The organism is Enterobacter soli, assembly GCF_964208575.1.
Classification (GTDB): Bacteria; Pseudomonadota; Gammaproteobacteria; order Enterobacterales; family Enterobacteriaceae; genus Enterobacter; species Enterobacter soli_A.
This window is the reverse complement of record NZ_CAXOFU010000007.1, coordinates 18,176-42,705: the sequence shown is the minus strand read 5'-3', so window position 1 is coordinate 42,705 and position 24,530 is coordinate 18,176. Positions and strand designations below refer to the sequence as shown.

Below are 24,530 nucleotides of genomic sequence, written 5' to 3'. Positions count from 1 at the left end.
GTTACCGTCACTATGCGATTTAATATCCCTACGTTGCTCACCCTTTTTCGCGTCGTACTCATTCCGTTCTTTGTACTGGCTTTTTATCTGCCGGTACCCTGGGCGCCGTTCGCCTGTGCGCTTATCTTCCTTGTGGCTGCCGTGACGGACTGGTTTGACGGTTATCTGGCGCGTCGCTGGAACCAGAGCACGCGTTTTGGCGCATTCCTCGATCCGGTGGCCGATAAAGTGATGGTGGCTATCGCGATGGTGCTGGTGGCCGAACATTATCATACCTGGTGGGTGACCCTGCCTGCGGCGACGATGATCGGTCGTGAGATCATAATCTCCGCCCTGCGCGAGTGGATGGCTGAGCTCGGCAAGCGCAGCAGCGTGGCGGTATCCTGGATCGGTAAAGTGAAAACCACGGCGCAAATGGCAGCGCTGGTATGGATGCTGTGGCGTCCAAACGCGTGGGTAGAGTGGGCCGGCATTGGCTTACTCTGGGTCGCGGCGGTGCTGACGCTGTGGTCAATGCTGCAATATTTGAACGCTGCTCGTGGGGATTTGCTTGAACAGTGATCGTTTCGCCGTAAATTTCAGCAAACGATCCAGGGAAGCAAAAAATAACGTTGACTCAAAACGTCATATAAGTAGAATGCAACGCATCGAACGGCGGCACGGTTAGCCGGACGATAATGAAATCAAGTGATTAGAAGTTAACTTGATGACATGCGGGAATAGCTCAGTTGGTAGAGCACGACCTTGCCAAGGTCGGGGTCGCGAGTTCGAGTCTCGTTTCCCGCTCCAAATTAAGCGCATCGGCAATCGCGGGTGTGGTCGCAAGACAAAAGATTTAAGGCGCGTTAGCAAAGCGGTTATGTAGCGGATTGCAAATCCGTCTAGTCCGGTTCGACTCCGGAACGCGCCTCCACTTTCTTCCCTGGCCGGATGGTGGAATCGGTAGACACAAGGGATTTAAAATCCCTCGGCGTTCGCGCTGTGTGGGTTCAAGTCCCACTCCGGCTACCATGGGAAAAGAAGAATAAAATCAATGATAAGCAGTGTCGTGAAACCGCCCTCAAAGGCGGTTTTTTTATGCCTGCAATTTGCAGAGTGGCGATGAAATGGCGATGAGTTGGCGACGCTGTTTTTTTACTGTCTTGTCAGACTATCAAACGGGTTCAGCGTAATAGCTGCATCAAGGTGATCAGGTGCGAAGTGCGCGTACCGCATTGTCATCATGATCGTGCTGTGGCCTAGAATCTGTTGCAGCACCAGAATGTTTCCTCCACCCATCATAAAATGACTGGCAAACGTGTGTCGCAGAACATGCGTGCGTTGTCCTTTTGGCAGTTCAATTCCGGCCCGGCTTAGTGCTGCCTTGAAGGCTTCATAAGCAGGGGAGAACAACGCACCGCGTTTCTTAGGTAGCAGCTTTTGCAAGCGTTCAGAAATTGGCACCGTCCGGTTTTTTTTGCTTTTGGTTTGCGTGAATGTCAAGCGGCCCGGCAATATATGCGACTGGCGCAAATCCTGCGCTTCACTCCAGCGTGCGCCGGTCGCAAGGCAGATTCGAACGATAATCCCTAAGTCTTTATTGGCTGATTGATCGCAGGCATCGAGCAGGCGCGAGATTTCGTCTTCGTACAGGAAGGCCAGTTCTTGATCACCCTCTTTGAACTGCCTGATGCCCGACAGCGGGTTATCTCCCTCCCATTCCCCCAACCGCTTCATTTCTGAAAAGACCGCGTGCAGGTATGATTGTTCGCGGTTTACTGTGGCCTCACTGAGTTTCTTTTTACCCTTCTGATTCCATTCACCGCTTAACCTCCTTTCCCTGTAAACAGCAAAAGCATTTTTATCAAAATGAGCTGCAAGCGTATCACCGAGTCGTGCGCAAATAGCTAGTAATTTGGCCTTTCTCTCTTCTCCAGATGTAAGAGTCTTGCCGTGCATTTCATACCAGCGTTCAACAAAAGCTGAAAGCGTAACGGAATTATCGTGGATAGCTTGGGTGGATGCGTTATTCATGAGGCGGCGCTCATGAGAGAGAGCCTCGCCTTTGGTGACAAACTGCTTACGAATACGTTTACCGCTTGCCCCATAGGGGTAACACTCACAAATCCATTTGCCTGATGGAAGTTTACGGACAGTCATCTTTTAGCATCCATACTAAGTGTGGAGTCATAGCCAACCGAACCCCTTAGCCATTAGCCCAGCTAAACCAAGGGTAACTGTAATGATCGCACCAAATAGAAGCCGAAAGTCATTTCTCATCTCGCTCCTAATGCCTTTGATATCGCTCCTTATGTCTTTTATGTCATCTTTAAGATCTGATATGTCTCGTTTGATATATGAAATATCAGATTCCATTCTTCCAGCTCGTCCTGCGAATTCGTTTTCTGACATAAGGCTTGACCTCTTTATCTGCATCTGTGTAGTGCTAAAAGAGTATGACAAATCACTCATCATGTTCACCGTTTTCTTGATGCTTTTCATCATCAAGCCACCGGAGCACAGAGGAAACCGAATGCATTGTTATGTACCCGCAATATGCGCAAGTAAGCTTGTAGAAGTAATTTATATCGCTGTCGCCAGGGGTGGCAGATTGGTGTTTGAAAAACGTAACAAAAACATTGGGTTTGTCATTTTTGAGTAACTTGTCCAAAGTGATGTGATTGCTTTCATCAACAACCTGCTCGCCTTCCCGCCCACATCCTGGACAGATAGCCGTAACTCTTTTAGCTGCAAGGAATGTAACGAATTGCTCAGGAGTTACTTGTTCCAGCCTTTTGATGAAAAGCCTTTGTCTGTCATCTTGATTCATTGCCATAAAATCCCAGTTAAAGAAATCGATACGCCAGCCACAACCCCAACAACAAAAACTGTTCCTGCTACAAATGGATATCGTGCAATGACGTCAAGCATGGTGAGGTTAGAGGACGTTTCTAAAGATGAAGGCGTTTCTTCTTCATCAAAAAGCCAACTAAATGCCTGCGAAAGCTGGTTTTTATCCATGCTTTTTAACGTTGTTGTTGTGAAACTACGCTCGCATTTTTTATAGAAAGACTTTTTTTGTTCTTCGCTAAAGTTGTTCAACCGCTTGAGTATCTTCCCAACAAGAACTCGGCATTCATCGGCATACTGTTGTTCTTGAAGTAAAGAGTTAAGAAAATTACAGGCAGGAGGTAGCTGTTCTGTTGTCATCTCACTCAGCTTATTTATGCCGATTTCAGCATGAACCTTCCGCCAAATAGCGGGTTCAGCTTCACTACTGGCTTCAGCTACTTTTTTGACTAAGTCTTTAACCTGGTCCTTCTTCTTTTTCTCAAGGGGGATGGGTGCCTTTTCCGGGTAGCCATTGAATATGTTGATGTCCCTTGCTGCATGAGTAATGTTCTCATGAAAGTCGCGCCCAGCCGTTCGGTTTTCCCTGCCACTAACGTCATTGTTCATACTGCCTCCTGTCAAATTATCTATTTCACTTTTTATTCTCGTTGTAATCCCTGCCTGCTACCCGGTTTCCCTGGCCTGAAACATTGATGGAACCTGATGTTGAACTACCCGCTGTTAGTGCTGCAAGCACTGCGGCTTTAACAGGTAATGGGGCCGGTCTAAAGCTATTAACTAATTCCAGCTCATCGCGGGTCAGAGAAGTTCCGCCTGTTTCTTCACCGGTAAGGATGTATTGGATGTTGGCACCATTAATTGCAAAAGAGAGTAAAACATCCCCTCCAGGTACCATTGCCCCGCGCTCGTACTTCCCCCAGGTTTCCCTCGATACGCCGCACAATGCCGCGGCATCAGCTTGATTTAAAGAGAGACGCTTCCTTTCAGATTTCAATCGATTTATGCATTGTGATGTAAAGCTCACATTTACCACCTTGACAAAAGAGATCTATAGATCTCATAATGTTTTCCACGGACACTTAGCAGATCACAATATACCACTATGACACAAGCACATCATGAACAAAGGTCACGTTCCCCTAAAGGGGCCGCCACCGGAAAACCGATCCCACTTCGGTTATCACCAGAAGAGCGACAGACTATTGAAGCAATGGCAGATCAGGAATGCCGCTCACTTTCAAACATGGTTCGTATGGTTTTTTTGCGCGGGTTACAGGCTGAACAATCTGATTAGTCGGCGAGGGTGAGATGGAAAAAATCACTATCAATATGAATGTTGCAGCGCCTTATCTTTCCCTCAAAGAATATTCACGGGTTACAGGTATCCCGTTCGATACATGCCGGGGAATGGTAAGAGATGGGCGGATCATTATCCGACCGAAAGAACTTTCAGGTGGCAAAGTCGAAGTGAACATGGTCGCAATGCTCAAGGACGCAATCGCCAATAGTTGAGGTGTGATATGGACAAGAACAGCCAGCGGGTGATTGAGTGTAATATCATTCTGAACACTCTTTTAAATGAAATGCAATCAGGTTTTTTAATTCGTACTAACAGCAGTGAATTAAAAGTTACTGATAAAAAGATAATCAAGAAAGTTACCAAAGATGTAGCCCGCCATGTCGATGGTATTTTACTTAAAGCAGGAATGTGAGGGGGCTTATGTGGCTGTGCAATTAATACAATTGAGTTGTCACTCATATTTATATCGAGGCTTCACTATTCAGAAGTGCCCGCGTAATCCTTTTACGCTGAAACACTCCTATAGAATTTCCAGTAATGGTGAATATTACGGGCGTGACTTTGCTTTAGCCGAAGCCATGCAGACAGTAGACGGGATGTATAAGCAAGGGGGCAGTAATGCACGATGAAGGCCCATCACTGGCAAGCCTGCTTAAGCACGGGTGCCAGGTTACACACTTCAAGAACTCACGCGGCTGGCTGGAAACTCCGGACGGGAGATTTTTTAAGCCCGAACCGGCGAAGGTTCAGTTTCTTAAAGGTAAGAATAAACCTTTTATTTATACTCAAAAAATAAATAAAGGCTTCCTGCTTTCTGTGACTAAGTTATTTAAAACACTATTTAAGTAATTCGGTTTTCAAAAATCAACTTTGTTTCTCCGCATCTTTTTTAAGCTGCGGCGGTTTAACTCATTCTTTTTATGAGGAAGAGGCAATGACCAGACGTGATCAATATAACTTTATTTTGCACGTTCTCTTACCTGCTATCGAAGATGAAGGGTTAACTATTAAAACCCGCCGAGATGGTGAATTAACCCTATCTGCCGATGGCTCTGTAACCATCAATTTCATAAACACATTACGCCAGCACTGCGTTGAACAATTACAGCGCCAGTCCGTGCCCGCGTCCCCTTACGGAGTTTAAAATGATTCGTCCGTTCATCAAATGGGCAGGGGGTAAAACCCGTGTCCTTCCTGACCTGCTGCCGCTTCTTCCGAAAGCTGATTGTCTGATCGAACCGTTCGTCGGTGGTGCGTCGGTATTTCTTGCGACTGAATACCGGCGTTATGTGCTGGCCGATATCAACCCGGATCTGATTAACCTGTATCGGGAAGTCACCCGTTACCCGGAATTAGTAATCGATGCGGCCCGCGAACTGTTCAACAGTAAGAACAGCCCGCAGGGGTATAACGAAGTCCGCGCCGCGTTCAATAAGCAGGTGGGTACGGTAAAAAGCGGTGGGTTGCGTTATGGCGCCGAAATGGCGTGCATCATGCGCGCTGCTCAATTTCTGTATCTGAATCGCCACGGATATAACGGCTTGTGCCGCTACAGCCGCAAGACCGGTTTTAACGTGCCGTTTGGCAAGTATAAAAGCGTCTACTTTCCTGAAAATGAAATCCGCCTGTTTGCCGAAAAGGCCAACGATACAAAGGCAATATTTCTTTGCGCGCCGTTCCAGCGTTCTCTACAGGTCGTCACGGGTGGCGATGTTCTCGTTTACTGCGATCCGCCTTACCTGCCTGAAAGCAAAACAGCCGATTTTACCCAATACCACATTGAACCATTCACGGAAGACTACCACCACCAGTTGGTCCAGGCACTGCTGGAAGTTAACCGTAAGCATGGTGTGAAGGTCGTTATTTCCAATAGCGACACCGAAGCTACCCGCACGATTTATCAGCCCTTCAAGATGCACGAAATCAGCGTGCAACGTTCCGTCAGCACTGACAAAGACAACCGCCAGAAGGCCAAAGAAGTGATCGGCGTGCTGCCTGTCTGTGACTGCTGCGGGCGTTACGGCGGCGGTTGCCCTGATTGTGGCGCCGTGATGGGTGATGCGACTTACAACGCGATGGTTGCGGCGGGAACGTTTGACGATCTGGAGGCTTTTTAATGAATCTTATAGACGCCTGGATTGTTGAAATGATAAGCGTGAGTCGTGGCGAGATTGTGCCGTATTGGTTGGTTGAGGCGAAAGTAAGAGCTTATGGAAGGGAGTCAATAACCACAATTCTGAAGAAATCAGAAGAGGAAGCCAAAGCCGTTAAAGTAGGGGATGTAGTTCAAATATGACCACGGCAACCCGTGGCCGTCGCGCCCCTTCTCCACCTCCACCGTATCCGGGTAGCACTGACAATGCTATCCCTTACGCCTATGGCGGAAACAAACCATACCAGCCTATTGGCGTTGATGTATCGCCGGGGCTGGATGGTTTCGACTATCTCACGCCGGACGGCACGCGTAAGCATATTGCATTCAGTGAACTGGTAGCGGAAGACGAAAAGCCGGAGCGCAGCAAGCTGCTGCGTCGCCGTCTGGCTTCTCTTCCGCAGTATATCCGCCGCCACTTTGCCGCGAAGCTGGATGCACTGGACGCGAAAGACCGCAAAGCGGCAGATCACTGGCTGGTTAATACCTTTGAGCGCCACGTATTAACGCGTATTGATAGCGTGAACAGTGTTTACCAGCCTGACACTGTGATGCCCGGCATTCTGCTGCCAATCCGCGCTCAGCTTTTCCGTATGCTCTGGGCAGGGAAGAAAGAGTTAAAAAGACTGGCTTATACGCTTGCCGATATCTTTACGAGCGAGTTTATACGCGAGTCCGATCACCAATTGGCACGCACCGGCGATCCAGAGTTCGCGGCGCTTTCGGGCTATGGCCGTATTGCGTCGCTGGCGGTGCATCTGAAAACGCCGCTCCCCGGCTGGATGGCGTATTGCAATGAAGAACTGGAAGCGGAGGATGCGTTACGCGCGGTTCTTCGCCTTGAGTCACCGCAGTGGTGGTTAAACCGCCTGCGCCGTATCCATGCCCGGTGGCGTGAGCATTTGATGATCGCAGCGGGATACGTCCAGAAAAAATCTTCCCCATACAGTAGCGCCCCGTGCCTTACGGAATGGCTGGCCCAGAAAAAGGCTAACCGTGAATACCTTAAGGCTATGGAACTGGAAGACCAGGACACGGGCGAACGCATTTCACTGATCGATAAAGTTGCCGGTAGTGTTGCCAATCCGGCCAACCGTCGCCGCGAACTCATGACGAGAATGCGTGGATTTGAAGATCTGGCGAAGCTGGAAGGGCTGGCCGGTGACTTCTACACGCTGACAGCGCCTTCCCGCTATCACGCTATGCAGCATAACGGGCGCCGTAATAACAAATACTGTGGCGCGTCGCCGCGTGAGACACAGCAATATCTTTGCAAAGTCTGGGCGAGAACCCGCGCCGCATGGAAGAGAAAAGGGATCCGTGTTTTCGGTTTTCGTGTTGTTGAACCGCACCACGATGCAACGCCGCACTGGCACTTACTTCTTTTCATGCGCCCGGAAAAGGTCGAACAGGCGCGCGATATCTTCCGAAAATATGCCCTGAGAGAAGACGGCAACGAGCCGGGAGCGTGGGAGCACCGCCTTGAATTTAAACCTATTGAGGACGCTTTAGGTAGCGCAACCGGCTACATAGCGAAATACATTTCGAAGAATATCGACGGCTTCGCGCTGGATGGTGAGAAGGACGACGAAACCGGGGAAGACCTGAAAGAAATGTCGCTCCGCGTTAGCGCGTGGGCGTCGCGCTGGTCAATTCGCCAATTTCAGCAGATCGGCGGCGCGCCGGTCACGGTATATCGTGAACTTCGCCGCCTGGGCAATCGTGAACTTGTTTTACACCCTGAACTGGAAACCGCGCGGCAGGCCGCTGACGCAGGCGAGTGGGATAACTACGTGTTAGCTCAGGGTGGCCCGTTGGTTGAGCGCGATAAGCTGCGTATCCGTCTGCACTATGAAACCATCGAAAACGGCAACGCCTACGGCGATGACGTCCAGCGAATCACTGGTATTTACTGCCCGATTACGGGCAATGACTCTTTGATCTTCACCCGCACCACTCAATACAAAATCGTGCCGAAGCGCCAGAGCGCTGACGGTGTGGCCGTTGACGTTGGTTTTTCAGGCGGCAGCGCCGCCCCTCGGAGTTCTGTCAATAACTGTACGCGGGATCCCGCGACAGGTGCAGACGGTCTTGAACATGCCGATCACGAAGTGGGCGTGACGGTGAATTTTGATGATCTTTCAAGGCAGGAAAAGCGAGAACTTGCGCAGAGGCTAAGTGACGATGTGCGGCGTAAGCGTAAAAAATGGGCACCAGAACGGGAGGAGGGTACCGGGCTATCAGTGAAAGAGCTCTTGGTTAGAGAACTGCTTACACTGCGTGGAGTTGATGCCAGTGTAGGAATGATAAAATCAATAATTGCGGGTGCGCACATTGGTTATGGTGATCTCATCTTCGCAGTCAAAGATGGGCGTCTGACGCTCAAAAATCGGTCAGGTACAAGTTTCAACGGACCATCTAAACAAAAGATGGCGAACATTTTAGATAGAGATAGAATAATAGAAAGGTTGAAAAAGGCCTTGTATGAAAATGGATAGGGCGAAACAAGATGCCTCGTTATGTGAGTTGCTGCTTACCACAAATTGGGATATGTTATGAGTATTAGGAAAATAGAAATAAATGGCAAGCCAAAAGTAATTGTCATGTATAATAACGTAAAGAAAACTATAGCGTGTTATTCGGTGATTTCACTTTTGATTCTAGTTGGAATGTATTTATCACGTTATTGTATTGAACCCTATAAATACTTACTGATTAGCCCGTCTTTTTATAATAATCCCTATCTCAATTGGATTACAGGCGTATGGGGAAGTTTTTTAGGCATACATGGCACTATAGCGGCTTTGTCTATAACCTTCATGGGAATGTTTGTTGATCAGGTATCTAAGACATCTGAGCATGGTTTTGAGCCTCTGTCGAAAGTTTTATTGCTAAGGGAATATAATTTCTTAGGCTTTAGCGTTCAGTCTGTATGCAGTCTTCTATGTGGTATTTTCTTGCTTCTTATTGGAAGTGGTTTAATTGGTTATTTTATTTCGTCTTTCTTTTCGTTATTTTTTATTGTTAAATATGGTGTAATGTATTATAGGCTTTACCATTTAACAGAAGAGCCAGGGATTATTAATGGGGTTTTGTTAGATTCGATACGGACAACAGGCCTAAAATATAGCGAGGTCAACAATCAGCGTCAGAAACTTACTAATGAATTTTCTCAAGTAGTCTCTGAAGGTGATTTTTACAGTAATGATCAAATTGCTTTCTATTGGAATGATGACTCGATAACGATAAATATTTTCCCTGACGACACTGATATAGTTATTTCAGGGTATAGTCCTGATGTATTTAATCAACTTTCAATGAAAATAAACGAATTTAATCTGGAAAATAACCCCACCTTATTTTTCTCTTTGTCATTTTTATCACCTATATCAAACTCCTCGATAAAAATAATTCCTGCTGTTGAATCTGATTTAACAGAGGAACACATTTCAGAAATTGAATCCTTATTGAGGTGCGGGCTTACTTATAGTTCTGTCCCCTATGTTTATAATGAGTTTAAGCAATTTGAAGAAGCACTGGTGGAAAACGTTAGGAATAGTTTGCTGAATGGTGATGAGTGGTCATTAGATTTTGGAGTGCGTATTTTTCATGAGTTAACCTCAAATGAAAACTACCTATACACATTAAAAAATATTGATTTGTCGATAACGTCATCAAATAACAAAAATTTAGTTAAAACTTCCTTGCTTGCAAAGTTTTTTGAAAAAATGATATCTGAATCCATTAATCAGAAAAACTTTGAAAAAGCAGCAAATATAATGAGGTCGTTAATAGATTTAGCAAGATATATTTATGGTAAAAATAATTTTGCCGATTTTTATAACAGAATATTTAGACATTTCGATCACAGAGTAAGGTATCGTGCGGAAGAGTCAAATTATGTTTTTTTAGACTTGTATACATCAACAGTTTTGCACAACTTAGTTTATAAGAATTACGCGGCGTTCAAAGTTGATTCTGATTTTGTGACAAGTAGATTGCAATATCTAGATCTCAGTAATGAAACTGAATATGATTCCTTAAATGAAATACAACGTAAAATGTTACGCTGCTTATTTGAAGTTATAGCGTTATTAATTATGCGGATAGAACATGTAGAAAAAAAAGGGGATGAGTACAAAGAGGAGCTTAAAGATTTAATTTTGTTATTAAAGTCTTGGGTAAATGCTAAGTTTCTGCACGAATTGTATTATAAAAAAGAGCTTTATGATGTATTGTTTTCGATCCCCCAAGAATTTTCAGTATTCGGTGCAGAAACTAAAATAAGAGAAATTCCGGATGGAGAGGCCACGTGGACATCGGTTTCGAACGATACTTATAAGATGATAGCATTCATGCTTACGCAAAGCTCCTTTAATAATAACCAGTTCAATCTTTTATTTGTTAGGGATGCATTTCAGTTTCTAGAGGAAACTTCCATATTAACGCATGAGCTAAGTTCGATTGTAACCTACTTAAACGGAGATTCATTCGCCAATTTATTTAAGCTTATTACTGATAAGGAAATATCTGAGGGCAATAATAAAGCACAAATTGTGACTAAATTGGAATTAATTATTTCCTCGCTAAATACACTAGTGTTGCGCAACGTTATCGAATCGGAATTAGAATCTTCATTAGTTGATAAATATAGTAAGGAAATTAAACTTTCTGTGGAGAACTATTTCGAACTAATTCTATCATTGGATGCAATCCCTTTAGAAACTAAAGTCAGAGGAATTGAAGCATATCTCTTAGTCAATAAAAGGGAAGTTATCCCTCCAATAGATGGGGTTTCTTATGGAATGAACATTCACAACCATAGCCAGTGGTTGATATATGAATGGATTCGTAGTGTACTACATAGCATCAATGTAGAAGTTGCAAATATTATAAACATTGAGGATCCTCAAGAATTACCAACTGAAAAATTAATCACGATAGAATATATGGTTGAAGATAGAGTGAATACTTTTAGACACTCAAAAGGTTTAAAGATTAACGATAAAGAAGGCCATTTGAATTTGAATGGCTCTGGTTTGTATTATTTGAATTTATTAGATAATTTTGAATTGAAGAAATCAGAAGAAATCCTAACGGTTAATATTGAAAGAATTTTTGAAGGAAATATTGATTTTGTAACAGAGCGATATAAATTTGAGGATGATAATCCTTTTCTTTATTCAATGTTAAATGCCACCTTTAACATCGTTGCGGTGCCAAATAACATTTGCAATTTATATTTTTTATCAGAGGAGGCGTGCCAATTTATCAATCAAAGACAAGAAAGAGAGATGGAGCAATTGATTCAAGGTAGCAGAACGGAGAACCCTGATAACAGCAATGTATCTTAAAAAACTGAAATGAGAGACTCCTTACAATCATTGCGCAATATCTTGCGGATATGCACAAATTGTTTAGGGGGGATTTTATCAAGCCAGACCAGACGGGGCGGGCCTTCAGCTGGTCTGCACATTTGCACAAAAAGACGGGGGTTTTGTGTGCGGGCGAGGCGGGGGAACCATCGCGCGCTGAGGGGGTAAGGAGGGTATGCCTGTTAATGCCCTTTTTCGCGTCTGTGCGGCTCTGTTTTGATGCGGTTGCGTTGTGGTCGGGTGAGGGGATGGAAAAGAAAAGCCCCTGTCAGCGTGGCGCTGAGGGGCTTCTATGGCGTTTGGCTTTTGGGCGGGCTGTGCTCACCCTCTGGCAGGGTGAAGCGTCAATCATTTTTGAATGGTCAGGCGGCTGTTGATGGGGCTGCGAGGGCGTAAGGGTTGAAGCGGATCACCTCAAGGCCCAGCCAGTCATTCAGCTCTTTCAGGCTTTCCTGTATCGGCGTCAGCTCGTTGATGGAGAAGACGCGGGCGGCTTTCTCAACGTCGCCAAACCCCCCGGCATTGCCTGGCATCACCCCCATCAATTGAGGCGGGACGCGATGCGCGGCAAGCATATCATCCCGCGTTGCGTCCTTGATGCCGGTAAACTCATCCTTTGCCGCTATCTGGCTGAATGGCAGGATTTGCAAGCCGTCTTTCTTCCCGCCTGCTGCGTAAACGAACAGGTTTTTAAAAGCCCCGCCGCCGCGCGCATCCTTCAATGATTTTTTCAGGCTCTCAACGTCTTTGTTATTGGCGATCGGGTCGGTCAGATAGACGATTACCCCGGCGTGACTGCCGTTGATGTAGTAGTTACGGCGGAACATGGTTGCTTCACTGTTGAGCATGGCGCTTTGTAACGAGGCCATGTATTCAGGCGCGCCGTAGATCTCCTGGTGGATGCTGGGGTTTTTTATCTGGCAGATGCTGCCCGGATTGAATGGGTAGTCTGCATCGCGGCGGGTGATAAACCAGTATTGATCCTTTTTAAGGTCGCTGCCGCGCCGGGTATATTTGGCCTGGGCATGTTTCAGCGCAATAGGCTCGCCCAGTACGTTACGGCGTACCTCCATGTAGTTGTTGCCGAATACCAGATAATCCAGCACCCAAGCGCTCATTTCCTGCCTGCTCAGCAGTGGGTGAGGGATGTAGCAGGATGTGATCACATTACGCTTAAAGACCAGCGGAGACTGATGATAGGCCGTTGAATCAAACATCCGGGCAATGCCGTAGGGGCTGATCGGTGGTTCAAAATATACGCCGTTATCAGCGCACTCCATGCAATCCAGCAACATACTGCGATCGGTGATGGCTACCGGGTCGCCAAAGCTGAATGATTCAATGCCTGCGGTTTCGTCGCTGGCTGGCTGCTGCGGTCTGGCCTGAAACTTTTGCTTTTTGCGGCTCACGTTTAAAACTCCTCTACAAAACTATCATTACCGCCGCCGCTTTCGCTGCCGATCGGCTCGTTATACAAGGCTGTCATAGATGCCCAGGCAAGATCGCCGTGATTGCTGCCGCGTTTGCGGTCGGAAACGTAGGTCATTACCCCGCCTTTCTGCACCTTGCGAACCGTCATAAATGACTGGACGAGATCCAGCATTCCCGCATCCATTTCCAGACGACCGACACGGATTAGCATGAGCGTTTTAAGCACCATGGCGCGCTTGAGTGGGGCGGAATACTGGTATTTCACCGCCAGCGGGAAGAACTTGATCACCAGTTGCCAGACAGCATCACCAATCCCGGTGGCATCAATCGCGATGTGCTGGACGTTGTAACGCTCTGTCAGCCCCTGAATGGCCTTTGCCTGCTCCTCAAACTCCATCCCGCGAAGCTGGATGCGTTCAATGATGCGGAACTTGCCGCCCGGTACCGCTGGCGGAACGATGACGACCAGCCCGGCAGAATCACCGTTACCGCTTCCCCCGTTGGGGTCATAGCCAACCCAAACACCGCGATCGCCTATCGGTCTGGGGGCAAATGGGTTCCAGTCGGGCCATACATCATCGTTAAAGCCGTCAACGCAGCAGCCGATCATGGCGTTGTAGTTAAAGGCGCGCTCTCCCGCAGTCACGAAACGGCAACGATAGAGGTTGTCGTATTCTTCCGGGGAGTTCTCCATCTTGATGGTTTCAATTTTCACCAGGTTGAAGCCGAGTTTTACCGCGTCTTCAATGGTAACAATCTGCCGCCAGATCCCATCACCGCCCAGCTTGCCGTTTTTCAGCGCCTTGTGGCTGACGTCTATTTCTACCCGTTCACCTCTGGGCCTTGCCTTGTTGAACAGGTCGCCAGTCCAGAAGGCATAAGCCTCATGCTCCTCCGTGGATGGCGTGGAAAAGTAGGTACGGCGCAGCCCTTCATGGGTTGCCATGCCTGCGGCGACTCTGCGCAGCTCAAGGAAATTGTTGATCCAGAATGCTTCATCCAGATACAGATCGCCGGTGTAGCTCTGTGCCGTCGCTGCTGAGGTGCCGAGAAAGTAGAACGTTGCGCCGTTGCTCAGGGTGATGGCGTCGCCGCCTTTCAGCTCAACGCCAACCTGTGCCGCCAGTAGCTGGATGAACTTCTTGAACTGGAACGCCTGGGCGCGGCTGGCTGACAGAAAGATCTGGTTGTTGCCGGTTTCCAGCGCCCGTAACAGTGCTTCACGGGCAAAGTACCAGGTGGCACCAATCTGGCGCGATTTGAGGATGAAGCGGTTACGGCGTTCGCGCTGCTTGTACCAGCGTTTTTGATGCTCGTAGAGCGAATCCAGCACCAGAGCGCGTAGATCCCCGATCTGCTCTTCCGTAAAGTGATTTTTCGGCTTTTTCTCGCGGCCTTTCTCTTCGCTGCGGCGCTCTTCGCGCTCCATTCGCACCAGTTGACGGGTTAACAGGTCAATGGTTTTGAAGTCATGCGCCGTCAGGTCTGGCTTTTCCGTCAGACGTAAAAGCCGCACCTGCATCCGATCCTGTACGCGCTCCAGCGCGGTGGACTCGTCCCACTTATCGCGGCGACGCCATGAATACAGGGTGTTGGTACTCACGCCGATCGATTTGGCGATCTGCGTGATGCTGTATGCCTGCCAGTACATGACCTTAGCGGCAATCCGTGGCTCATCGTGGGAAGTCTGTTTCATGCTGGCAGAGTACCGCGCCCGCGCGCGCGTCGCTTTGGGTTGTCATTGTCGGAAAACGGCAACAACGGCAACGCTTTGCGCGTTTCGGCTGCGGCGGGAATGATAGGGGCACTGGTTAATATCACTCACTCATTCGGGATTTCGACATGCCAAAGTCAAAACCATTTCGCGTTGCTGTCGAGGGTGCTACCTGCGACGGTCGGACGCTGGAGCGTCAGCACATTGTGCAGATGGCTCAACGCTTTAACCCAACCGTATACGGTGCCCGCGTCAATCTGGAGCACCTCCGGGGCTACTCTCCAAACAGTGATTTTCGTGCTTATGGCGATGTTATTGCCGTCAAGGCAGAGGAGATCACCGAGGAGCCGCTGAAAGGCAAAATGGGCCTGTATGTGCAGGTTGATGCCACTGATGATTTGGTTGCCCTGAAAAAGAACCGCCAGAAGATTTATCACAGCATTGAAGTGCATCCCTCTTTTGCAGATACCGGCGAAGCCTACCTGATGGGGCTGGCCTGTACCGATAGCCCCGCCAGTCTGGGCACGGAAATGATGGAGTTTTGTTCCAAAAACACCGTTAACCCGCTGGCATCCCGTAAGCATGATCCGGCTTGTTTCTTCACCGCCGCCGTTGAATCCACGATGGAATTTGAAGATGAGCAGCCGCCGCAGGATGAAGGCAAAAACTTCTTTGCCCGTGTTAAGGCGCTGTTGGGTGGTACGCAACAGCAGTTTAGCCAGCAGAACGGTGAAAACCGTGAAGCTATCGAGGCGATTGCCGAGAGCCAGGGCAAGCTGCTGGACAGCACAACCCAACTTTCCGCTGCGGTGAAAGGTAAGGCTGACGCTACCGAGCTGGAAAGCCTGCGTAAGGACTTCAAAGCGCTGGAAGAGAAACTGAAAGGCCAGGACGTTGATCAGTACAGCCAGCGCCCGCCTGCCACTGGCGGCGATGGTCAATCAACTCAACATCTGGCTGATTGCTGATAAGGCTCAGTGCGTCAGGCTCAGGAAAGGAAAATAAGATGCGTAATACAACCCGCGATTTGTTTGATAAGTACATTCAGCGACAGGCTGAATTGAACCATATCAGTGCTGCTCACATCACCAAGGCGTACAGCATTGATCCGAGCGTTGAACAGACGCTTGAGGACAAGATCCAGCAGTCGTCTGAGATGCTGAAAAAAATTAACATTTACGGCGTTAACGATCAGACCGGTGAAAAAATCGGGCTGGGTGTTAGTGGCCCGGTATCCAGTACCAACAATTCCACCACGGATCGCCGTCAGCCTACCTCTGTGGCGGCGCTGGATTCGAATAAGTACATTTGTAACAAGGTGAACGCCGATACCTTTACGCCGTACACGCAGCTTGATGCCTGGGCAAAATTCCCGGACTTTCAGCAGCGCCTCAGCAATCAGATCATCAAGCGTATTGCGCTCGATCGCATCATGATCGGCTTCAACGGTAACAGCTACGCGGAGAAATCAGACCGCGCCGCCAATCCGCTGTTACAGGATTGTGGTATCGGCTGGCTCCAGCAGTACCGCACTAACGCGGCCCAGCGCGTGATGAAAGATGTCACCGTGACCAGCCGTGACGACACCAACCAGGTGATCGCGAAAGGTGATTACGGTAACTATGACTCCATCGTATTTGATGCGGTCAACTCGCTCATGGATGAGTGGTACAAGGATTCGCCTGATCTGGTGGTGATTACCGGGCGTAATCTGACGGTTAACCGTTCATTCCCGATCATCAACGCTGTAAGCACCAATAACCCTAACTCCGAAGCACTTGCCGGGCAGTTGATTGCGTCGCGTAAAACGATCGGCAACCTGCCGTCATTTATCGCGCCATTCTTCCCTGATGGCAGCATGTTCATTACCTCCTGGGAAAACCTGTCCATCTACTGGCAGGAAGGCGGGCACCGTCGCCGCATCGTTGAAGAGCCGGAGTATAACCGCGTCTCAACGTACAGCTCTTCGAATGATGCCTACGTCATTGAAGACTACGGCTATGGCTGTCTGATCGAAGGCATTACCGCCGCCGAGCCAGCACCAGCACAATAAGACGCCGCAGGCCAGCAGTGCGCTGGCCTGCTCAGGGGGCATAAATGTTAACACCAGCACAAAAACATTTTGATCGGGTGATGGCTGAGCGCCGCAGTAATCGCGGAACAACCACCGCCGAAAGAACTGCATACGAGCAGATACTTTTTCGCCTGCGCATGGATAAAGCCGACCTCAGTCGCATCCAGTCGAATGCCGGTAAGGCGAAGCTGAAAAGCGAGCGCCTGCCGGATTACCAGCCGTGGATTGATGGCGTACTGGCAGCGGATACGGGCCAGGCGGATGAAGTGATCACCACCGTAATGATCTGGGCAGCGGATGCCGGTGATATTGCGCAGGCGCTACGGATAGGCCAGTACGTGCTGCGCCATAAAATCCCGATGCCTGACCAGTACAAGCGCACCACCGCCACGGTACTGGTTGAAGAGATTTGCGATCCCATCCTTGCCGCCTTCAAAGCGAACCCGGCGAAGGCGAGCGTGAGCATTGACAACCTCAACGCGCTGAACGGCATCACTACCCATGAAGATATGCCCGATCAGGTAAGGGCCAAGCTGTTTAAGGTCATGGGGTACACCGTGCGCCTGAATCAGGATATTGAATCCCAGCAGCTTGCCCGCTCGCATTTGCAGGAAGCTATCAGGCTCAACGCAAAAATTGGCGTGGCGCGTGATATCGAACTGCTGGATCGCAATATTAAAAAGCTGACCGCAGCCAGCGGCGGAGAAGGCGAGGGCGATGCGCCACCGGTACAGCCGGAAGCGCAGCCAGAGGCCGCGAAAGCAGCGCTTTCGAGCGCGCCGCGCACTACCGCAGCCAAAAAGCCGAAAAACAGCCAGGCAAAACCGGCAGCAAAGAACAAGACGATGCGCAAAGCCGCGAAGTCATAACGAATGTGCCCCCGCGCACCAGGCGGCACGGTGTGACGCAATAAAGCCCGGCCTCTACTGCGTCACGCCGTCCACCGCCTGCCTTATGGAGATACCTGTATGAGCCTGGTCGCCACTGAACCGGTAAGACCGCCATCAGATCCCGCGCCGGACGATGGCGGCGCAAAAGTTGAGAGCCTGCCTTTCTGGCCTGTGATCGTGCTGGCTGACCTGCGCCGCGCGATGCGCCTTGACGGGCAGGTAACAACCGATCGTCTTATGTCCCGCACCATTGAGGCTGTGGCCCACGTTAACGATCAGCTTCTTCTGTGGCGTCAGGTTCAGGTTGATGCTGGTTATCAGACTCTGGCAGAAATCCCAGCCGATCCAGTGAATGGCGAATCGGTGAAAGTCTGGCGCTATAAAAATGCCGTCTGGTCACTGACCAAAGCCCTGTTGATAGAGGGGTATCGCGATATTGATACAACCAGTAAAGGGGATGACCACGCGCAGGCGCTCAGCACCCAGATAGACACGCTCTGGCGTGATGTTCGCTGGTCTATTCGCGATATCCAGAATGAAGATCGCGGCCTTGCGGAGCTGTGCTAATGAACGTGCAGGCGCAGCAGGATGACACCGTTGATGAACTCTGCTGGCGGTATTACGGCAGAACGGCGGGAGTAACCGAAGCCGTGCATGAAGCTAATCCGGGACTGTGCGACAGCGGCCCGCTGCTGAGTGCCGGGCAGGTTGTTTATCTTCCTGAATTACCACCACCCACCCAGCGGGAAACCGTGCAGCTATGGGATTGAGAGGTTGCCATGAGCGACGTACCTACGGGGATGCTGGAACAAACAATGAAATGGATAACTACTTACCTGCCAACGCTTTTTGCCGCAGGTGCTGCACTCAGCATATCGGCATTGATGAGCCTCTACGATGGGCAATCACTGCTTAAAACCGCCACCGGTTCACTGGTCTGCGGGATCGTTACGCTGGCGGTTGCCGGTTCGCTGGAATATCTGGGATTGCCGTCTAATGCCGTTACCTTCGTGGGCGCATCCATAGGTTTTATGGGTGCTGACAAGGTGCGTAACAAAGTGACCGGCTTTATTGAAACCCGTATCGGGGGAGCGAAAGGAAATGAGTGAATTTAAATTCAGCCAGCGAAGTGAAAATAACCTGAAAGGTGTTAACGCTGACCTTGTGAAAGTTGTCCGCCGCGCCCTTCAACTTTCCGCCGTTGATTTTGGTATCACCGAAGGGCTGCGCACGGTAGAGCGGCAAAAGCAGCTTGTTGCGGAAGGGAAAAGCCAGACGATGAACAGCAGGCACCTTTCAGGCCATGCGATTGATGTGTTTGCATACCCCACCCCGGCAGGCTCATGGGACTGGAAATATTACCAGCAGATTTCCGAAGCCTTCAAACAGGCTGGCAAGGAGCTGAATATTCCCGTTGAGTGGGGCGGAGACTGGAAGACGCTGAAAGATGGCCCGCACTTCCAGCTTCCTTATGCGGCGTACCCTGCATGATTCTGGCATGGCTCAGGCGATACTGGCGCGGCCTTCTGGTTGCATTAATTCTGGGTGGTGCCTTCCTTTCTGGTTCATGGTTTGGTGCCCACCAGGCGAATACAAAATGGGCACTAAAATGGAAACAGCGGGATGCCGATGATGCTACCGCGCTGACAAAGCGGCAGGCAGAAGCCAGAGCCGAAGAGCAACGCCGACAGGGTGAAATAAATGCGATTGAGAGAAGGGCTGAGGGGCAGATTGCTCAGGCCATTGCTGATGCTGACCATGCCCGCGCTGTTTCTGACGGGCTGCATGACGAAGCCGCAAAGCTCGCCGCCAGACTGGCAGCAAGTGAACGCGCCCGCCGTGCCGCAACTGCCAGCGAAGGCGCGGCAGGCACCATCGGCAGCGAACTGCTTGCCGAGCTGTTCCGCCGCGCTGACCAGCGAGCGGGAGAGCTGGCGGCAATTGCTGATCAGGCAAGGATCAGAGGGCTGAGCTGTGAAGCCGCTTATGATGCGCTGGCAGGAGCCAAAGCGGTGGAGAAATAACGATGTTAAAACCCGATCTGCTTCGCAAACACATCAGCCAGGCGGTGCCGTGGTTGCGTGACAACCCTGACAATCTGGCGGTGTACGTCCAGAAGGGGCGCATGGTGAGCACCGGGCAGCGTTCTGCCTCATTTGAATACGAGTACACCATTGAGGTGCTGGCGATGGATTACCCTGAGCCGTTGGATACCCTCAGCCTGCCAATTCTGGCATGGGCGCGCCTGTACCAGCCTGAGCTGCTATTCAACCCTGACCGTGCCCGCGATGGCATTACCTTTGAAGCGGATATCCTGAGCAATTCCACCATGGACGTGCTTATCAAAATTCAGGCCAGTGAGGCGGTTGTTGTCGAAGTTGAAGAGGGTAAGCCGGTTATTCATCACCGTGCTGATCCTATGCCGGGGCCGGAGCTGGGTGCCTGGTCACTGGTCTTTGAAGATACAGTAAACGGCGAAACGTGGACGGACTAAATGAACGCTGATCCGCTGTTCCATGCCCTTGATGATTATCTGGCAACCGTGGCGGCGCAACTCGCGCCGGGCCAGCGCCGTAAACTCACGCGCGAGGTGGCTATTGGTCTGCGCAAGCGCCAGCAGCAGCGCATCAACAGCCAGAAAAACCCCAGCGGAGAGAGCTATACGCCGCGCCGCCGTAAGATTTTGCGCACTCAGGGCGGGATTAAATTCCTGTGGAAAGATGAAGTACGCGAGTTGAGCAACTGGCGTACTACCGGGCGCGGCGAACAGCGCGCCATCACCGGCTACGATGTCGAGAAAGGGGCGTTGCGCACCTTCTACAAGCGCGATATTGAGCACTATATTGAGATCCATCTGAACCAGACCAAGCGCACCACCACCCGTAAAGAAAAGATGTTCCGACGCCTGCGCACCGCTCGCTTTCTCAAAGCATACGGTACCGCCAGCGCCGCCGTGGTGGGTTACTCCGGGCATACCGCCGAGATCGCCAGCGTTCACCAGTATGGTGAGGTTGATACCGTGGCACCCGGTGCCCTTACCCGTTACCCGGCGCGTGAACTGCTGGGCTTTACGGAAAGCGATTTTGACTGGCTGGCGGATGCTATCGTTAGTTTTCTGCAACCATGAACCCTTCCCACAGCACTGTTAAAAGTGACGGTGCTCGATGCTTTTTTCCTGCCACTGTCATAACTGGCAATGTCTGCCGGTACCACTATCCATTGTTACCAACCCCTGACAATGCCAGCGAATTGCTTGCGCGCGCGTGGATCATGAAACTGGCTGTAAATTTAATAACGCAAGCCAGCTTATGAACCTGAATGAACTCTATCGCCTGATCTGTAACCTTGTCCGTATTGGTACGGTGACGGATGTTGATCTTGATGCTGAGCCGCCAGTTGCGCGAGTCTCAACAGGAGAGAATAAAACGGACTGGATTCGCTGGGCGGCTTTGCGCGCCGGAACGGCTGTTACATGGTGGGCACCTACACCAGGCGAACAGGTGTTACTTTTTGCCCCATGCGGCGATCTGGAAAATGCCGTTATCATGGGCAGCTTGTACAGCGATAGCGTGAAGCCACCGGATAACGGTGAAACGTCAAATGTCACTTTGTACCCTGACGGGGCGAAGGTTCTGTATGACCCGGCAACCGGCGCACTGGCTGCTACTGGTATTAAGAGCGCAACCGTAGAGGCGTCTGACTCTATCGCCGCGACTGCCCCCAAAATTACCTGTACCGCAACAACCTCAATCACCCTTGATACGCCAGAAGTGATCTGCACTAAAAAACTCTCATGCTCCACGTTTGAGATGAAACAGGGCGGTAAGATGACCGGCAATATTGAGCATAGCTGCGGCAGCATTACATCAAATGGCGTTGTGGTGCATACCCACAAACATGGCGGTGTAGAACGTGGCGGAAGCCAGACGGACGGCCCGCAATGACCAGCGCAAGATATCGCGGGATGAACGCCGAAACCGGCGAAGCGCTCACCGATAACGAGCATATTTCTCAGTCCATCAATGACATTTTGCTAACGCCGGTTGGTTCTCGCGTTATGCGCCGCGCCTATGGCTCGCAGCTCAATAACCTGATTGATCAACCAGGCAACGCCGTAACGCGCCTTCGCATTATGTCCGCGATATACAGCGCGCTTTTCCTTTGGGAGCCGCGAATCTCGCTGACCAATATCGTGCTGACGGAAACCGGGGCAGGGCAGATGGTTGCCACCATCAAAGCCAGTCGTACCGATACCCAATCACCCTTTACCACGGACGTAACGATCGGCAGGCAGGTGCAGGCATGAGCGGAACAATCGACCTTTCACAATTACCGCCTCCGGTAGTGGTGGAGCCGCTGGACTTTGAAACGCTGTTCAATGAGCGTAAAGAGGCGTTTATCGCTCTTTACCCGGAAGATGAACAGGACGTTATCAGGCGCACTCTCTCTCTGGAATCTGAGCCGATTACCATGCTGCTGGAAGAAAACTGTTATCGCGAATTGTTGCTACGCCAGCGCGTGAACGAAGCGGCGCGCGCGGTAATGGTGGCGTACTCCGTGGGCAGTGATCTGGATCAGCTGGCGGCAAACTTCAACGTGAAACGCCTGACTATTACGCCGGAAGATGACAGCGTTGTACCGCCTGTGCCCGCAGTGATGGAATCTGATGCCGATCTGCGCGTCCGCACTCCGCAGGCGTTTGAAGGGCTGAGCGTTGCCGGGCCAACGGCGGCATATGAATTTTTCGGCCTGTCTGCTGATGGGCGCGTTGCTGATGTGTCTGCCGTAAGCCCAACGCCTGCCTGCGTCACAATCTCTGTGCTTTCCCGTGAGGGTGACGGCACCGCCAGCCAGGAGCTGATCGATATCGTTGCCAGTGCGCTGAATGGCGAAGAGGTGCGCCCTGTTGCCGATCGCGTGACCGTTCAGGCGGCGGAGATCGTGCCTTATGAGATTGATGCCACGCTGTATATCTATCCGGGGCCGGAGTCGGAACCCATCCGCCAGGCATCTGAGCAAAAGCTACAGGCGTACATAGCCGATCAGCGTCGTCTGGGGCGTGATATCCGGCTGTCTGCCATTTATGCCGCGCTGCACGTTGAAGGTGTGCAGCGTGTGGAACTGGCGCAACCAGTGGAGGATATGGTGCTTGATGATACTCAGGCGTCCCACTGCACCGGCTACACAATAACCGTTGGGGGATACGATGAGTAAAACCCTCACACCGCCCAGCTCAACGCGCCTTGAGCGTGTCGCCGCCCGCGTTTGTGCCGCTCTGGGGGAAGTGCGAGTACCGCTGCGCCAGCTCTGGGATCCGTATAACTGCCCGGTTGACCTGCTGCCCTATCTGGCGTGGGCTTTCTCTGTTGATCGATGGGATGAGAATTGGCCCCAGACAACGAAGCGTAAGGCGATAGCGGATGCGTTTTACCTGCACCGCTACAAAGGCACTACCGGAGCAATGCGCCGCGCTGTAGAGCCGTTCGGGTACTTCATCCGGGTTAACGAGTGGTGGAACATCGATACAGATCCAGGCACGTTTACGCTGGATATTGGCGTCGAAGATGAAGGCATCAGCGAAGAAACCTATCAGGAGCTTGAGCGGCTGATCGCAGACGTTAAACCGTGTAGCCGTCAAATGCTGGGCATGAGCCTGCACTTACAGACTACCGGCCCCGTTTATGTTGGCGCGTCTGCCTATCTGGGCGACACGTTGACCGTGTACCCCTATTTCCCAGAAACCATTTCAGTTGGCGGTGCGGAGTATGTGGGGAGTGCAATTCATTTGATCGATACCGTGGAGATCTCACCAAGTGGCAACTAAATATTATGCCTTGCTAACCAATGTCGGGGCCGCGAAGCTGGCGAACGCCACGGCATTGGGTGAACAGGTTGAAATTACTCAGATGGCAGTAGGGGATGGCAACGGCGCACTGCCGACGCCAAACCCTGCGCAGACTGCGCTTGTGCATGAGCTGCGCCGCGCGCCGCTCAACACGCTGACCATTGACCCGGTAAACACCAACCAGATTATTGCTGAGCAGGTGATCCCGGAAGACGTGGGCGGGTGGTGGATTCGCGAGGTTGGTCTGTATGACAGCGACGGAAATATGATCGCCATAGCGAATTGCGCGGAAACATATAAGCCGTTATTGCAGGAAGGTAGCGGACGTGTGCAGGTGATTCGCGTCATTCTGATCGTCAGCAGCACCCAGGCGGTAACGCTTAAAATTGATCCTTCAGTTGTACTGGCAACCAGAGCATATGTCGATTCTCAAGTCATCGTCACGGAATCTTACGCTGATGGTTTGATGAGCGAGCATATTTCTGCATCGAACCCACACGATCAATATCCGCTTATTAAAAATGCTCTTAAGGAGATGGTTGATGCGGGTTTGGTTAGCGCTGTATTTGAAAATCTGGGGCTAGGTACATCAGCTAAGTTAAACGCAGGTGCAGCGGTGGCCTCATCAACTGGGCGTCTGGAAGTGCCAGCCATGATTGAGGGAGGGCCGGGGGTTATATTGATCCAATGGGGCATTATTAATGCTGCGCGACAGGCGACAACAAATGTCACACTTCCTGTCACTTACGACCATGCATGTCTTTTCGCTATAGCGGTTAAAGGGAGTTCAATTTCTTTAGTCGAAGAATACGGCTGTGGGTGCTCACCTGTTGATAAGTCAACTATTGCTATTTCAAATTCGAATACTGGGTCAGGGTCAACTCAAGGCATTCGTTGGATCACAATAGGTAATTAAT

General features: G+C 50.4%; 31 protein-coding genes and 3 tRNA genes. 28 read left to right on the top strand and 6 right to left on the bottom strand.

Annotation, left to right across the window (positions count from 1 at the left end; translation table 11 throughout):
* Positions 1–12: 12 nt before the first annotated feature.
* The 4 genes from pgsA to AB6V08_RS08965 all read left to right on the top strand — a co-directional run bounded on the left by pgsA (position 13) and on the right by AB6V08_RS08965 (position 1,011).
* Positions 13–561, top strand: a complete 549-nt coding sequence (pgsA, locus tag AB6V08_RS08980) for a CDP-diacylglycerol--glycerol-3-phosphate 3-phosphatidyltransferase (RefSeq protein WP_368542348.1) — start codon at positions 13–15, stop codon at positions 559–561.
* A 152-nt stretch (positions 562–713) separates the two neighbouring features.
* Positions 714–789, top strand: a tRNA-Gly gene (locus AB6V08_RS08975).
* Positions 790–839: 50 nt separating this feature from the next.
* A tRNA-Cys gene (locus AB6V08_RS08970) sits at positions 840–913 on the top strand.
* A gap of 11 nt (positions 914–924) precedes the next feature.
* A tRNA-Leu gene (locus AB6V08_RS08965) sits at positions 925–1,011 on the top strand.
* 123 nt (positions 1,012–1,134) lie between these two features.
* Here the strand turns inward: AB6V08_RS08965 and AB6V08_RS08960 are convergent.
* The 4 genes from AB6V08_RS08960 to AB6V08_RS08945 form a co-directional block, all read right to left on the bottom strand.
* A complete protein-coding gene (locus tag AB6V08_RS08960; protein ID WP_368542347.1) occupies positions 1,135–2,139 on the bottom strand; it encodes a phage integrase in 1,005 nt (334 codons plus the stop codon).
* A 304-nt stretch (positions 2,140–2,443) separates the two neighbouring features.
* Positions 2,444–2,815 (bottom strand): hypothetical protein, encoded by a 372-nt coding sequence (locus AB6V08_RS08955; protein WP_368542346.1) that lies wholly within the window; start codon positions 2,813–2,815, stop codon positions 2,444–2,446.
* Positions 2,806–3,438 (bottom strand): hypothetical protein, encoded by a 633-nt coding sequence (locus AB6V08_RS08950; RefSeq protein WP_368542345.1) that lies wholly within the window; start codon positions 3,436–3,438, stop codon positions 2,806–2,808. Before AB6V08_RS08950 ends, AB6V08_RS08955 begins: the two co-directional genes overlap by 10 nt.
* A 25-nt stretch (positions 3,439–3,463) precedes the next feature.
* Positions 3,464–3,856 carry a helix-turn-helix domain-containing protein gene (locus tag AB6V08_RS08945; RefSeq protein WP_368542344.1) on the bottom strand — a complete coding sequence of 131 codons (393 nt, stop codon included), beginning with the start codon at positions 3,854–3,856 and terminating at the stop codon, positions 3,464–3,466.
* 284 nt (positions 3,857–4,140) lie between these two features.
* Between AB6V08_RS08945 and AB6V08_RS08940 the strand changes: the two genes are divergently transcribed.
* The 9 genes from AB6V08_RS08940 (at position 4,141) to AB6V08_RS08900 (ending at position 11,638) form a co-directional block, all read left to right on the top strand.
* Positions 4,141–4,344 carry a DNA-binding protein gene (locus AB6V08_RS08940; RefSeq protein ID WP_258982218.1) on the top strand — a complete coding sequence of 68 codons (204 nt, stop codon included), beginning with the start codon at positions 4,141–4,143 and terminating at the stop codon, positions 4,342–4,344.
* A gap of 8 nt (positions 4,345–4,352) precedes the next feature.
* The gene (locus tag AB6V08_RS08935) at positions 4,353–4,544 is read left to right on the top strand and encodes a hypothetical protein (protein ID WP_368542343.1); all 192 of its coding nucleotides are present in this window, start codon (positions 4,353–4,355) and stop codon (positions 4,542–4,544) included.
* 10 nt (positions 4,545–4,554) lie between these two features.
* Positions 4,555–4,761 (top strand): DUF4761 family protein, encoded by a 207-nt coding sequence (locus AB6V08_RS08930; protein WP_439649865.1) that lies wholly within the window; start codon positions 4,555–4,557, stop codon positions 4,759–4,761.
* A complete protein-coding gene (locus AB6V08_RS08925) occupies positions 4,751–4,981 on the top strand; it encodes a phage filamentation protein Fil family protein (RefSeq protein ID WP_368542341.1) in 231 nt (76 codons plus the stop codon). The genes AB6V08_RS08930 and AB6V08_RS08925 overlap by 11 nt, the downstream gene beginning before the upstream one ends.
* Positions 4,982–5,066: 85 nt before the next feature.
* Complete coding sequence (locus tag AB6V08_RS08920; RefSeq protein ID WP_368542340.1) at positions 5,067–5,276, top strand: hypothetical protein; 210 nt, start codon at positions 5,067–5,069, stop codon at positions 5,274–5,276.
* A 1-nt stretch (position 5,277) separates the two neighbouring features.
* Complete coding sequence (locus tag AB6V08_RS08915; protein WP_368542339.1) at positions 5,278–6,249, top strand: Dam family site-specific DNA-(adenine-N6)-methyltransferase; 972 nt, start codon at positions 5,278–5,280, stop codon at positions 6,247–6,249.
* Positions 6,249–6,428: a hypothetical protein gene (locus AB6V08_RS08910; protein ID WP_368542338.1), complete on the top strand. Its 180-nt coding sequence runs from the start codon at positions 6,249–6,251 to the stop codon at positions 6,426–6,428. Before AB6V08_RS08915 ends, AB6V08_RS08910 begins: the two co-directional genes overlap by 1 nt.
* Positions 6,425–8,782 carry a replication endonuclease gene (locus AB6V08_RS08905; protein WP_368542337.1) on the top strand — a complete coding sequence of 786 codons (2,358 nt, stop codon included), beginning with the start codon at positions 6,425–6,427 and terminating at the stop codon, positions 8,780–8,782. Before AB6V08_RS08910 ends, AB6V08_RS08905 begins: the two co-directional genes overlap by 4 nt.
* Positions 8,783–8,839: 57 nt before the next feature.
* Positions 8,840–11,638 (top strand): hypothetical protein, encoded by a 2,799-nt coding sequence (locus tag AB6V08_RS08900; RefSeq protein ID WP_368542336.1) that lies wholly within the window; start codon positions 8,840–8,842, stop codon positions 11,636–11,638.
* Between the two features lie 383 nt (positions 11,639–12,021).
* Here the strand turns inward: AB6V08_RS08900 and AB6V08_RS08895 are convergent, their stop codons facing one another.
* A complete protein-coding gene (locus AB6V08_RS08895; RefSeq protein ID WP_368542335.1) occupies positions 12,022–13,068 on the bottom strand; it encodes a phage portal protein in 1,047 nt (348 codons plus the stop codon).
* A gap of 2 nt (positions 13,069–13,070) precedes the next feature.
* Positions 13,071–14,786, bottom strand: a complete 1,716-nt coding sequence (locus AB6V08_RS08890) for a terminase large subunit domain-containing protein (protein WP_368542334.1) — start codon at positions 14,784–14,786, stop codon at positions 13,071–13,073.
* Positions 14,787–14,932: 146 nt separating this feature from the next.
* On the opposite strand from AB6V08_RS08890, the gene AB6V08_RS08885 reads away from it, so the two are divergent.
* The 15 genes from AB6V08_RS08885 to AB6V08_RS08815 all read left to right on the top strand — a co-directional run bounded on the left by AB6V08_RS08885 (position 14,933) and on the right by AB6V08_RS08815 (position 24,529).
* Positions 14,933–15,772 carry a GPO family capsid scaffolding protein gene (locus AB6V08_RS08885; RefSeq protein WP_368542333.1) on the top strand — a complete coding sequence of 280 codons (840 nt, stop codon included), beginning with the start codon at positions 14,933–14,935 and terminating at the stop codon, positions 15,770–15,772.
* Positions 15,773–15,810: 38 nt separating this feature from the next.
* A complete protein-coding gene (locus AB6V08_RS08880) occupies positions 15,811–16,857 on the top strand; it encodes a phage major capsid protein, P2 family (RefSeq protein WP_368542332.1) in 1,047 nt (348 codons plus the stop codon).
* A gap of 44 nt (positions 16,858–16,901) precedes the next feature.
* Positions 16,902–17,747 carry a phage terminase small subunit gene (gene gpM / locus AB6V08_RS08875; protein WP_368542331.1) on the top strand — a complete coding sequence of 282 codons (846 nt, stop codon included), beginning with the start codon at positions 16,902–16,904 and terminating at the stop codon, positions 17,745–17,747.
* 99 nt (positions 17,748–17,846) lie between these two features.
* Complete coding sequence (locus AB6V08_RS08870; protein ID WP_152401172.1) at positions 17,847–18,335, top strand: head completion/stabilization protein; 489 nt, start codon at positions 17,847–17,849, stop codon at positions 18,333–18,335.
* Positions 18,335–18,538, top strand: a complete 204-nt coding sequence (locus AB6V08_RS08865) for a tail protein X (RefSeq protein ID WP_001514728.1) — start codon at positions 18,335–18,337, stop codon at positions 18,536–18,538. Before AB6V08_RS08870 ends, AB6V08_RS08865 begins: the two co-directional genes overlap by 1 nt.
* A 9-nt stretch (positions 18,539–18,547) precedes the next feature.
* Positions 18,548–18,877, top strand: a complete 330-nt coding sequence (locus tag AB6V08_RS08860) for a phage holin, lambda family (protein ID WP_134350814.1) — start codon at positions 18,548–18,550, stop codon at positions 18,875–18,877.
* Positions 18,870–19,259, top strand: coding sequence for a M15 family metallopeptidase (locus AB6V08_RS08855; protein ID WP_368542330.1), 390 nt, complete (start codon positions 18,870–18,872; stop codon positions 19,257–19,259). The genes AB6V08_RS08860 and AB6V08_RS08855 overlap by 8 nt, the downstream gene beginning before the upstream one ends.
* On the top strand, positions 19,256–19,792 hold the full coding sequence (locus AB6V08_RS08850; protein ID WP_368542329.1) for a DUF2514 family protein: 537 nt from the start codon (positions 19,256–19,258) through the stop codon (positions 19,790–19,792). Before AB6V08_RS08855 ends, AB6V08_RS08850 begins: the two co-directional genes overlap by 4 nt.
* A 2-nt stretch (positions 19,793–19,794) precedes the next feature.
* On the top strand, positions 19,795–20,262 hold the full coding sequence (locus tag AB6V08_RS08845) for a phage tail protein (RefSeq protein WP_368542328.1): 468 nt from the start codon (positions 19,795–19,797) through the stop codon (positions 20,260–20,262).
* Positions 20,263–20,895 (top strand): phage virion morphogenesis protein, encoded by a 633-nt coding sequence (locus tag AB6V08_RS08840; protein WP_368542327.1) that lies wholly within the window; start codon positions 20,263–20,265, stop codon positions 20,893–20,895.
* Positions 20,896–21,076: 181 nt separating this feature from the next.
* Complete coding sequence (locus tag AB6V08_RS08835; RefSeq protein WP_368542522.1) at positions 21,077–21,712, top strand: phage baseplate assembly protein V; 636 nt, start codon at positions 21,077–21,079, stop codon at positions 21,710–21,712.
* Entirely contained in the window at positions 21,709–22,074 is a 366-nt protein-coding gene (locus AB6V08_RS08830) for a GPW/gp25 family protein (RefSeq protein ID WP_103848526.1), read from the top strand. Before AB6V08_RS08835 ends, AB6V08_RS08830 begins: the two co-directional genes overlap by 4 nt.
* A complete protein-coding gene (locus tag AB6V08_RS08825; protein WP_368542326.1) occupies positions 22,071–22,982 on the top strand; it encodes a baseplate assembly protein in 912 nt (303 codons plus the stop codon). Before AB6V08_RS08830 ends, AB6V08_RS08825 begins: the two co-directional genes overlap by 4 nt.
* Positions 22,975–23,592 carry a phage tail protein I gene (locus AB6V08_RS08820; protein ID WP_368542325.1) on the top strand — a complete coding sequence of 206 codons (618 nt, stop codon included), beginning with the start codon at positions 22,975–22,977 and terminating at the stop codon, positions 23,590–23,592. The genes AB6V08_RS08825 and AB6V08_RS08820 overlap by 8 nt, the downstream gene beginning before the upstream one ends.
* Positions 23,582–24,529: a phage tail protein gene (locus AB6V08_RS08815; RefSeq protein ID WP_368542324.1), complete on the top strand. Its 948-nt coding sequence runs from the start codon at positions 23,582–23,584 to the stop codon at positions 24,527–24,529. Before AB6V08_RS08820 ends, AB6V08_RS08815 begins: the two co-directional genes overlap by 11 nt.
* Position 24,530: the final 1 nt, after the last annotated feature.

Bases quoted from the DNA above. Each gene is read 5' to 3' on its own strand.
- AB6V08_RS08950 (WP_368542345.1), bottom strand. From the start codon at position 3,438: ATGAACAATGACGTTAGTGGCAGGGAAAACCGAACGGCTGGGCGCGAC.
- AB6V08_RS08880 (WP_368542332.1), top strand. From the start codon at position 15,811: ATGCGTAATACAACCCGCGATTTGTTTGATAAGTACATTCAGCGACAG.
- AB6V08_RS08870 (WP_152401172.1), top strand. From the start codon at position 17,847: ATGAGCCTGGTCGCCACTGAACCGGTAAGACCGCCATCAGATCCCGCG.
- AB6V08_RS08925 (WP_368542341.1), top strand. From the start codon at position 4,751: ATGCACGATGAAGGCCCATCACTGGCAAGCCTGCTTAAGCACGGGTGC.
- AB6V08_RS08910 (WP_368542338.1), top strand. From the start codon at position 6,249: ATGAATCTTATAGACGCCTGGATTGTTGAAATGATAAGCGTGAGTCGT.
- gpM (WP_368542331.1), top strand. From the start codon at position 16,902: ATGTTAACACCAGCACAAAAACATTTTGATCGGGTGATGGCTGAGCGC.
- AB6V08_RS08940 (WP_258982218.1), top strand. From the start codon at position 4,141: ATGGAAAAAATCACTATCAATATGAATGTTGCAGCGCCTTATCTTTCC.
- AB6V08_RS08830 (WP_103848526.1), top strand. From the start codon at position 21,709: ATGACCAGCGCAAGATATCGCGGGATGAACGCCGAAACCGGCGAAGCG.
- AB6V08_RS08920 (WP_368542340.1), top strand. From the start codon at position 5,067: ATGACCAGACGTGATCAATATAACTTTATTTTGCACGTTCTCTTACCT.
- AB6V08_RS08825 (WP_368542326.1), top strand. From the start codon at position 22,071: ATGAGCGGAACAATCGACCTTTCACAATTACCGCCTCCGGTAGTGGTG.
- AB6V08_RS08935 (WP_368542343.1), top strand. From the start codon at position 4,353: ATGGACAAGAACAGCCAGCGGGTGATTGAGTGTAATATCATTCTGAAC.
- AB6V08_RS08890 (WP_368542334.1), bottom strand. From the start codon at position 14,786: ATGAAACAGACTTCCCACGATGAGCCACGGATTGCCGCTAAGGTCATG.
- AB6V08_RS08850 (WP_368542329.1), top strand. From the start codon at position 19,256: ATGATTCTGGCATGGCTCAGGCGATACTGGCGCGGCCTTCTGGTTGCA.
- AB6V08_RS08915 (WP_368542339.1), top strand. From the start codon at position 5,278: ATGATTCGTCCGTTCATCAAATGGGCAGGGGGTAAAACCCGTGTCCTT.
- AB6V08_RS08855 (WP_368542330.1), top strand. From the start codon at position 18,870: ATGAGTGAATTTAAATTCAGCCAGCGAAGTGAAAATAACCTGAAAGGT.
- AB6V08_RS08960 (WP_368542347.1), bottom strand. From the start codon at position 2,139: ATGACTGTCCGTAAACTTCCATCAGGCAAATGGATTTGTGAGTGTTAC.
- AB6V08_RS08860 (WP_134350814.1), top strand. From the start codon at position 18,548: ATGAGCGACGTACCTACGGGGATGCTGGAACAAACAATGAAATGGATA.
- pgsA (WP_368542348.1), top strand. From the start codon at position 13: ATGCGATTTAATATCCCTACGTTGCTCACCCTTTTTCGCGTCGTACTC.
- AB6V08_RS08900 (WP_368542336.1), top strand. From the start codon at position 8,840: ATGAGTATTAGGAAAATAGAAATAAATGGCAAGCCAAAAGTAATTGTC.
- AB6V08_RS08885 (WP_368542333.1), top strand. From the start codon at position 14,933: ATGCCAAAGTCAAAACCATTTCGCGTTGCTGTCGAGGGTGCTACCTGC.
- AB6V08_RS08835 (WP_368542522.1), top strand. From the start codon at position 21,077: ATGAACCTGAATGAACTCTATCGCCTGATCTGTAACCTTGTCCGTATT.
- AB6V08_RS08845 (WP_368542328.1), top strand. From the start codon at position 19,795: ATGTTAAAACCCGATCTGCTTCGCAAACACATCAGCCAGGCGGTGCCG.
- AB6V08_RS08840 (WP_368542327.1), top strand. From the start codon at position 20,263: ATGAACGCTGATCCGCTGTTCCATGCCCTTGATGATTATCTGGCAACC.
- AB6V08_RS08820 (WP_368542325.1), top strand. From the start codon at position 22,975: ATGAGTAAAACCCTCACACCGCCCAGCTCAACGCGCCTTGAGCGTGTC.
- AB6V08_RS08955 (WP_368542346.1), bottom strand. From the start codon at position 2,815: ATGGCAATGAATCAAGATGACAGACAAAGGCTTTTCATCAAAAGGCTG.
- AB6V08_RS08865 (WP_001514728.1), top strand. From the start codon at position 18,335: ATGAACGTGCAGGCGCAGCAGGATGACACCGTTGATGAACTCTGCTGG.
- AB6V08_RS08905 (WP_368542337.1), top strand. From the start codon at position 6,425: ATGACCACGGCAACCCGTGGCCGTCGCGCCCCTTCTCCACCTCCACCG.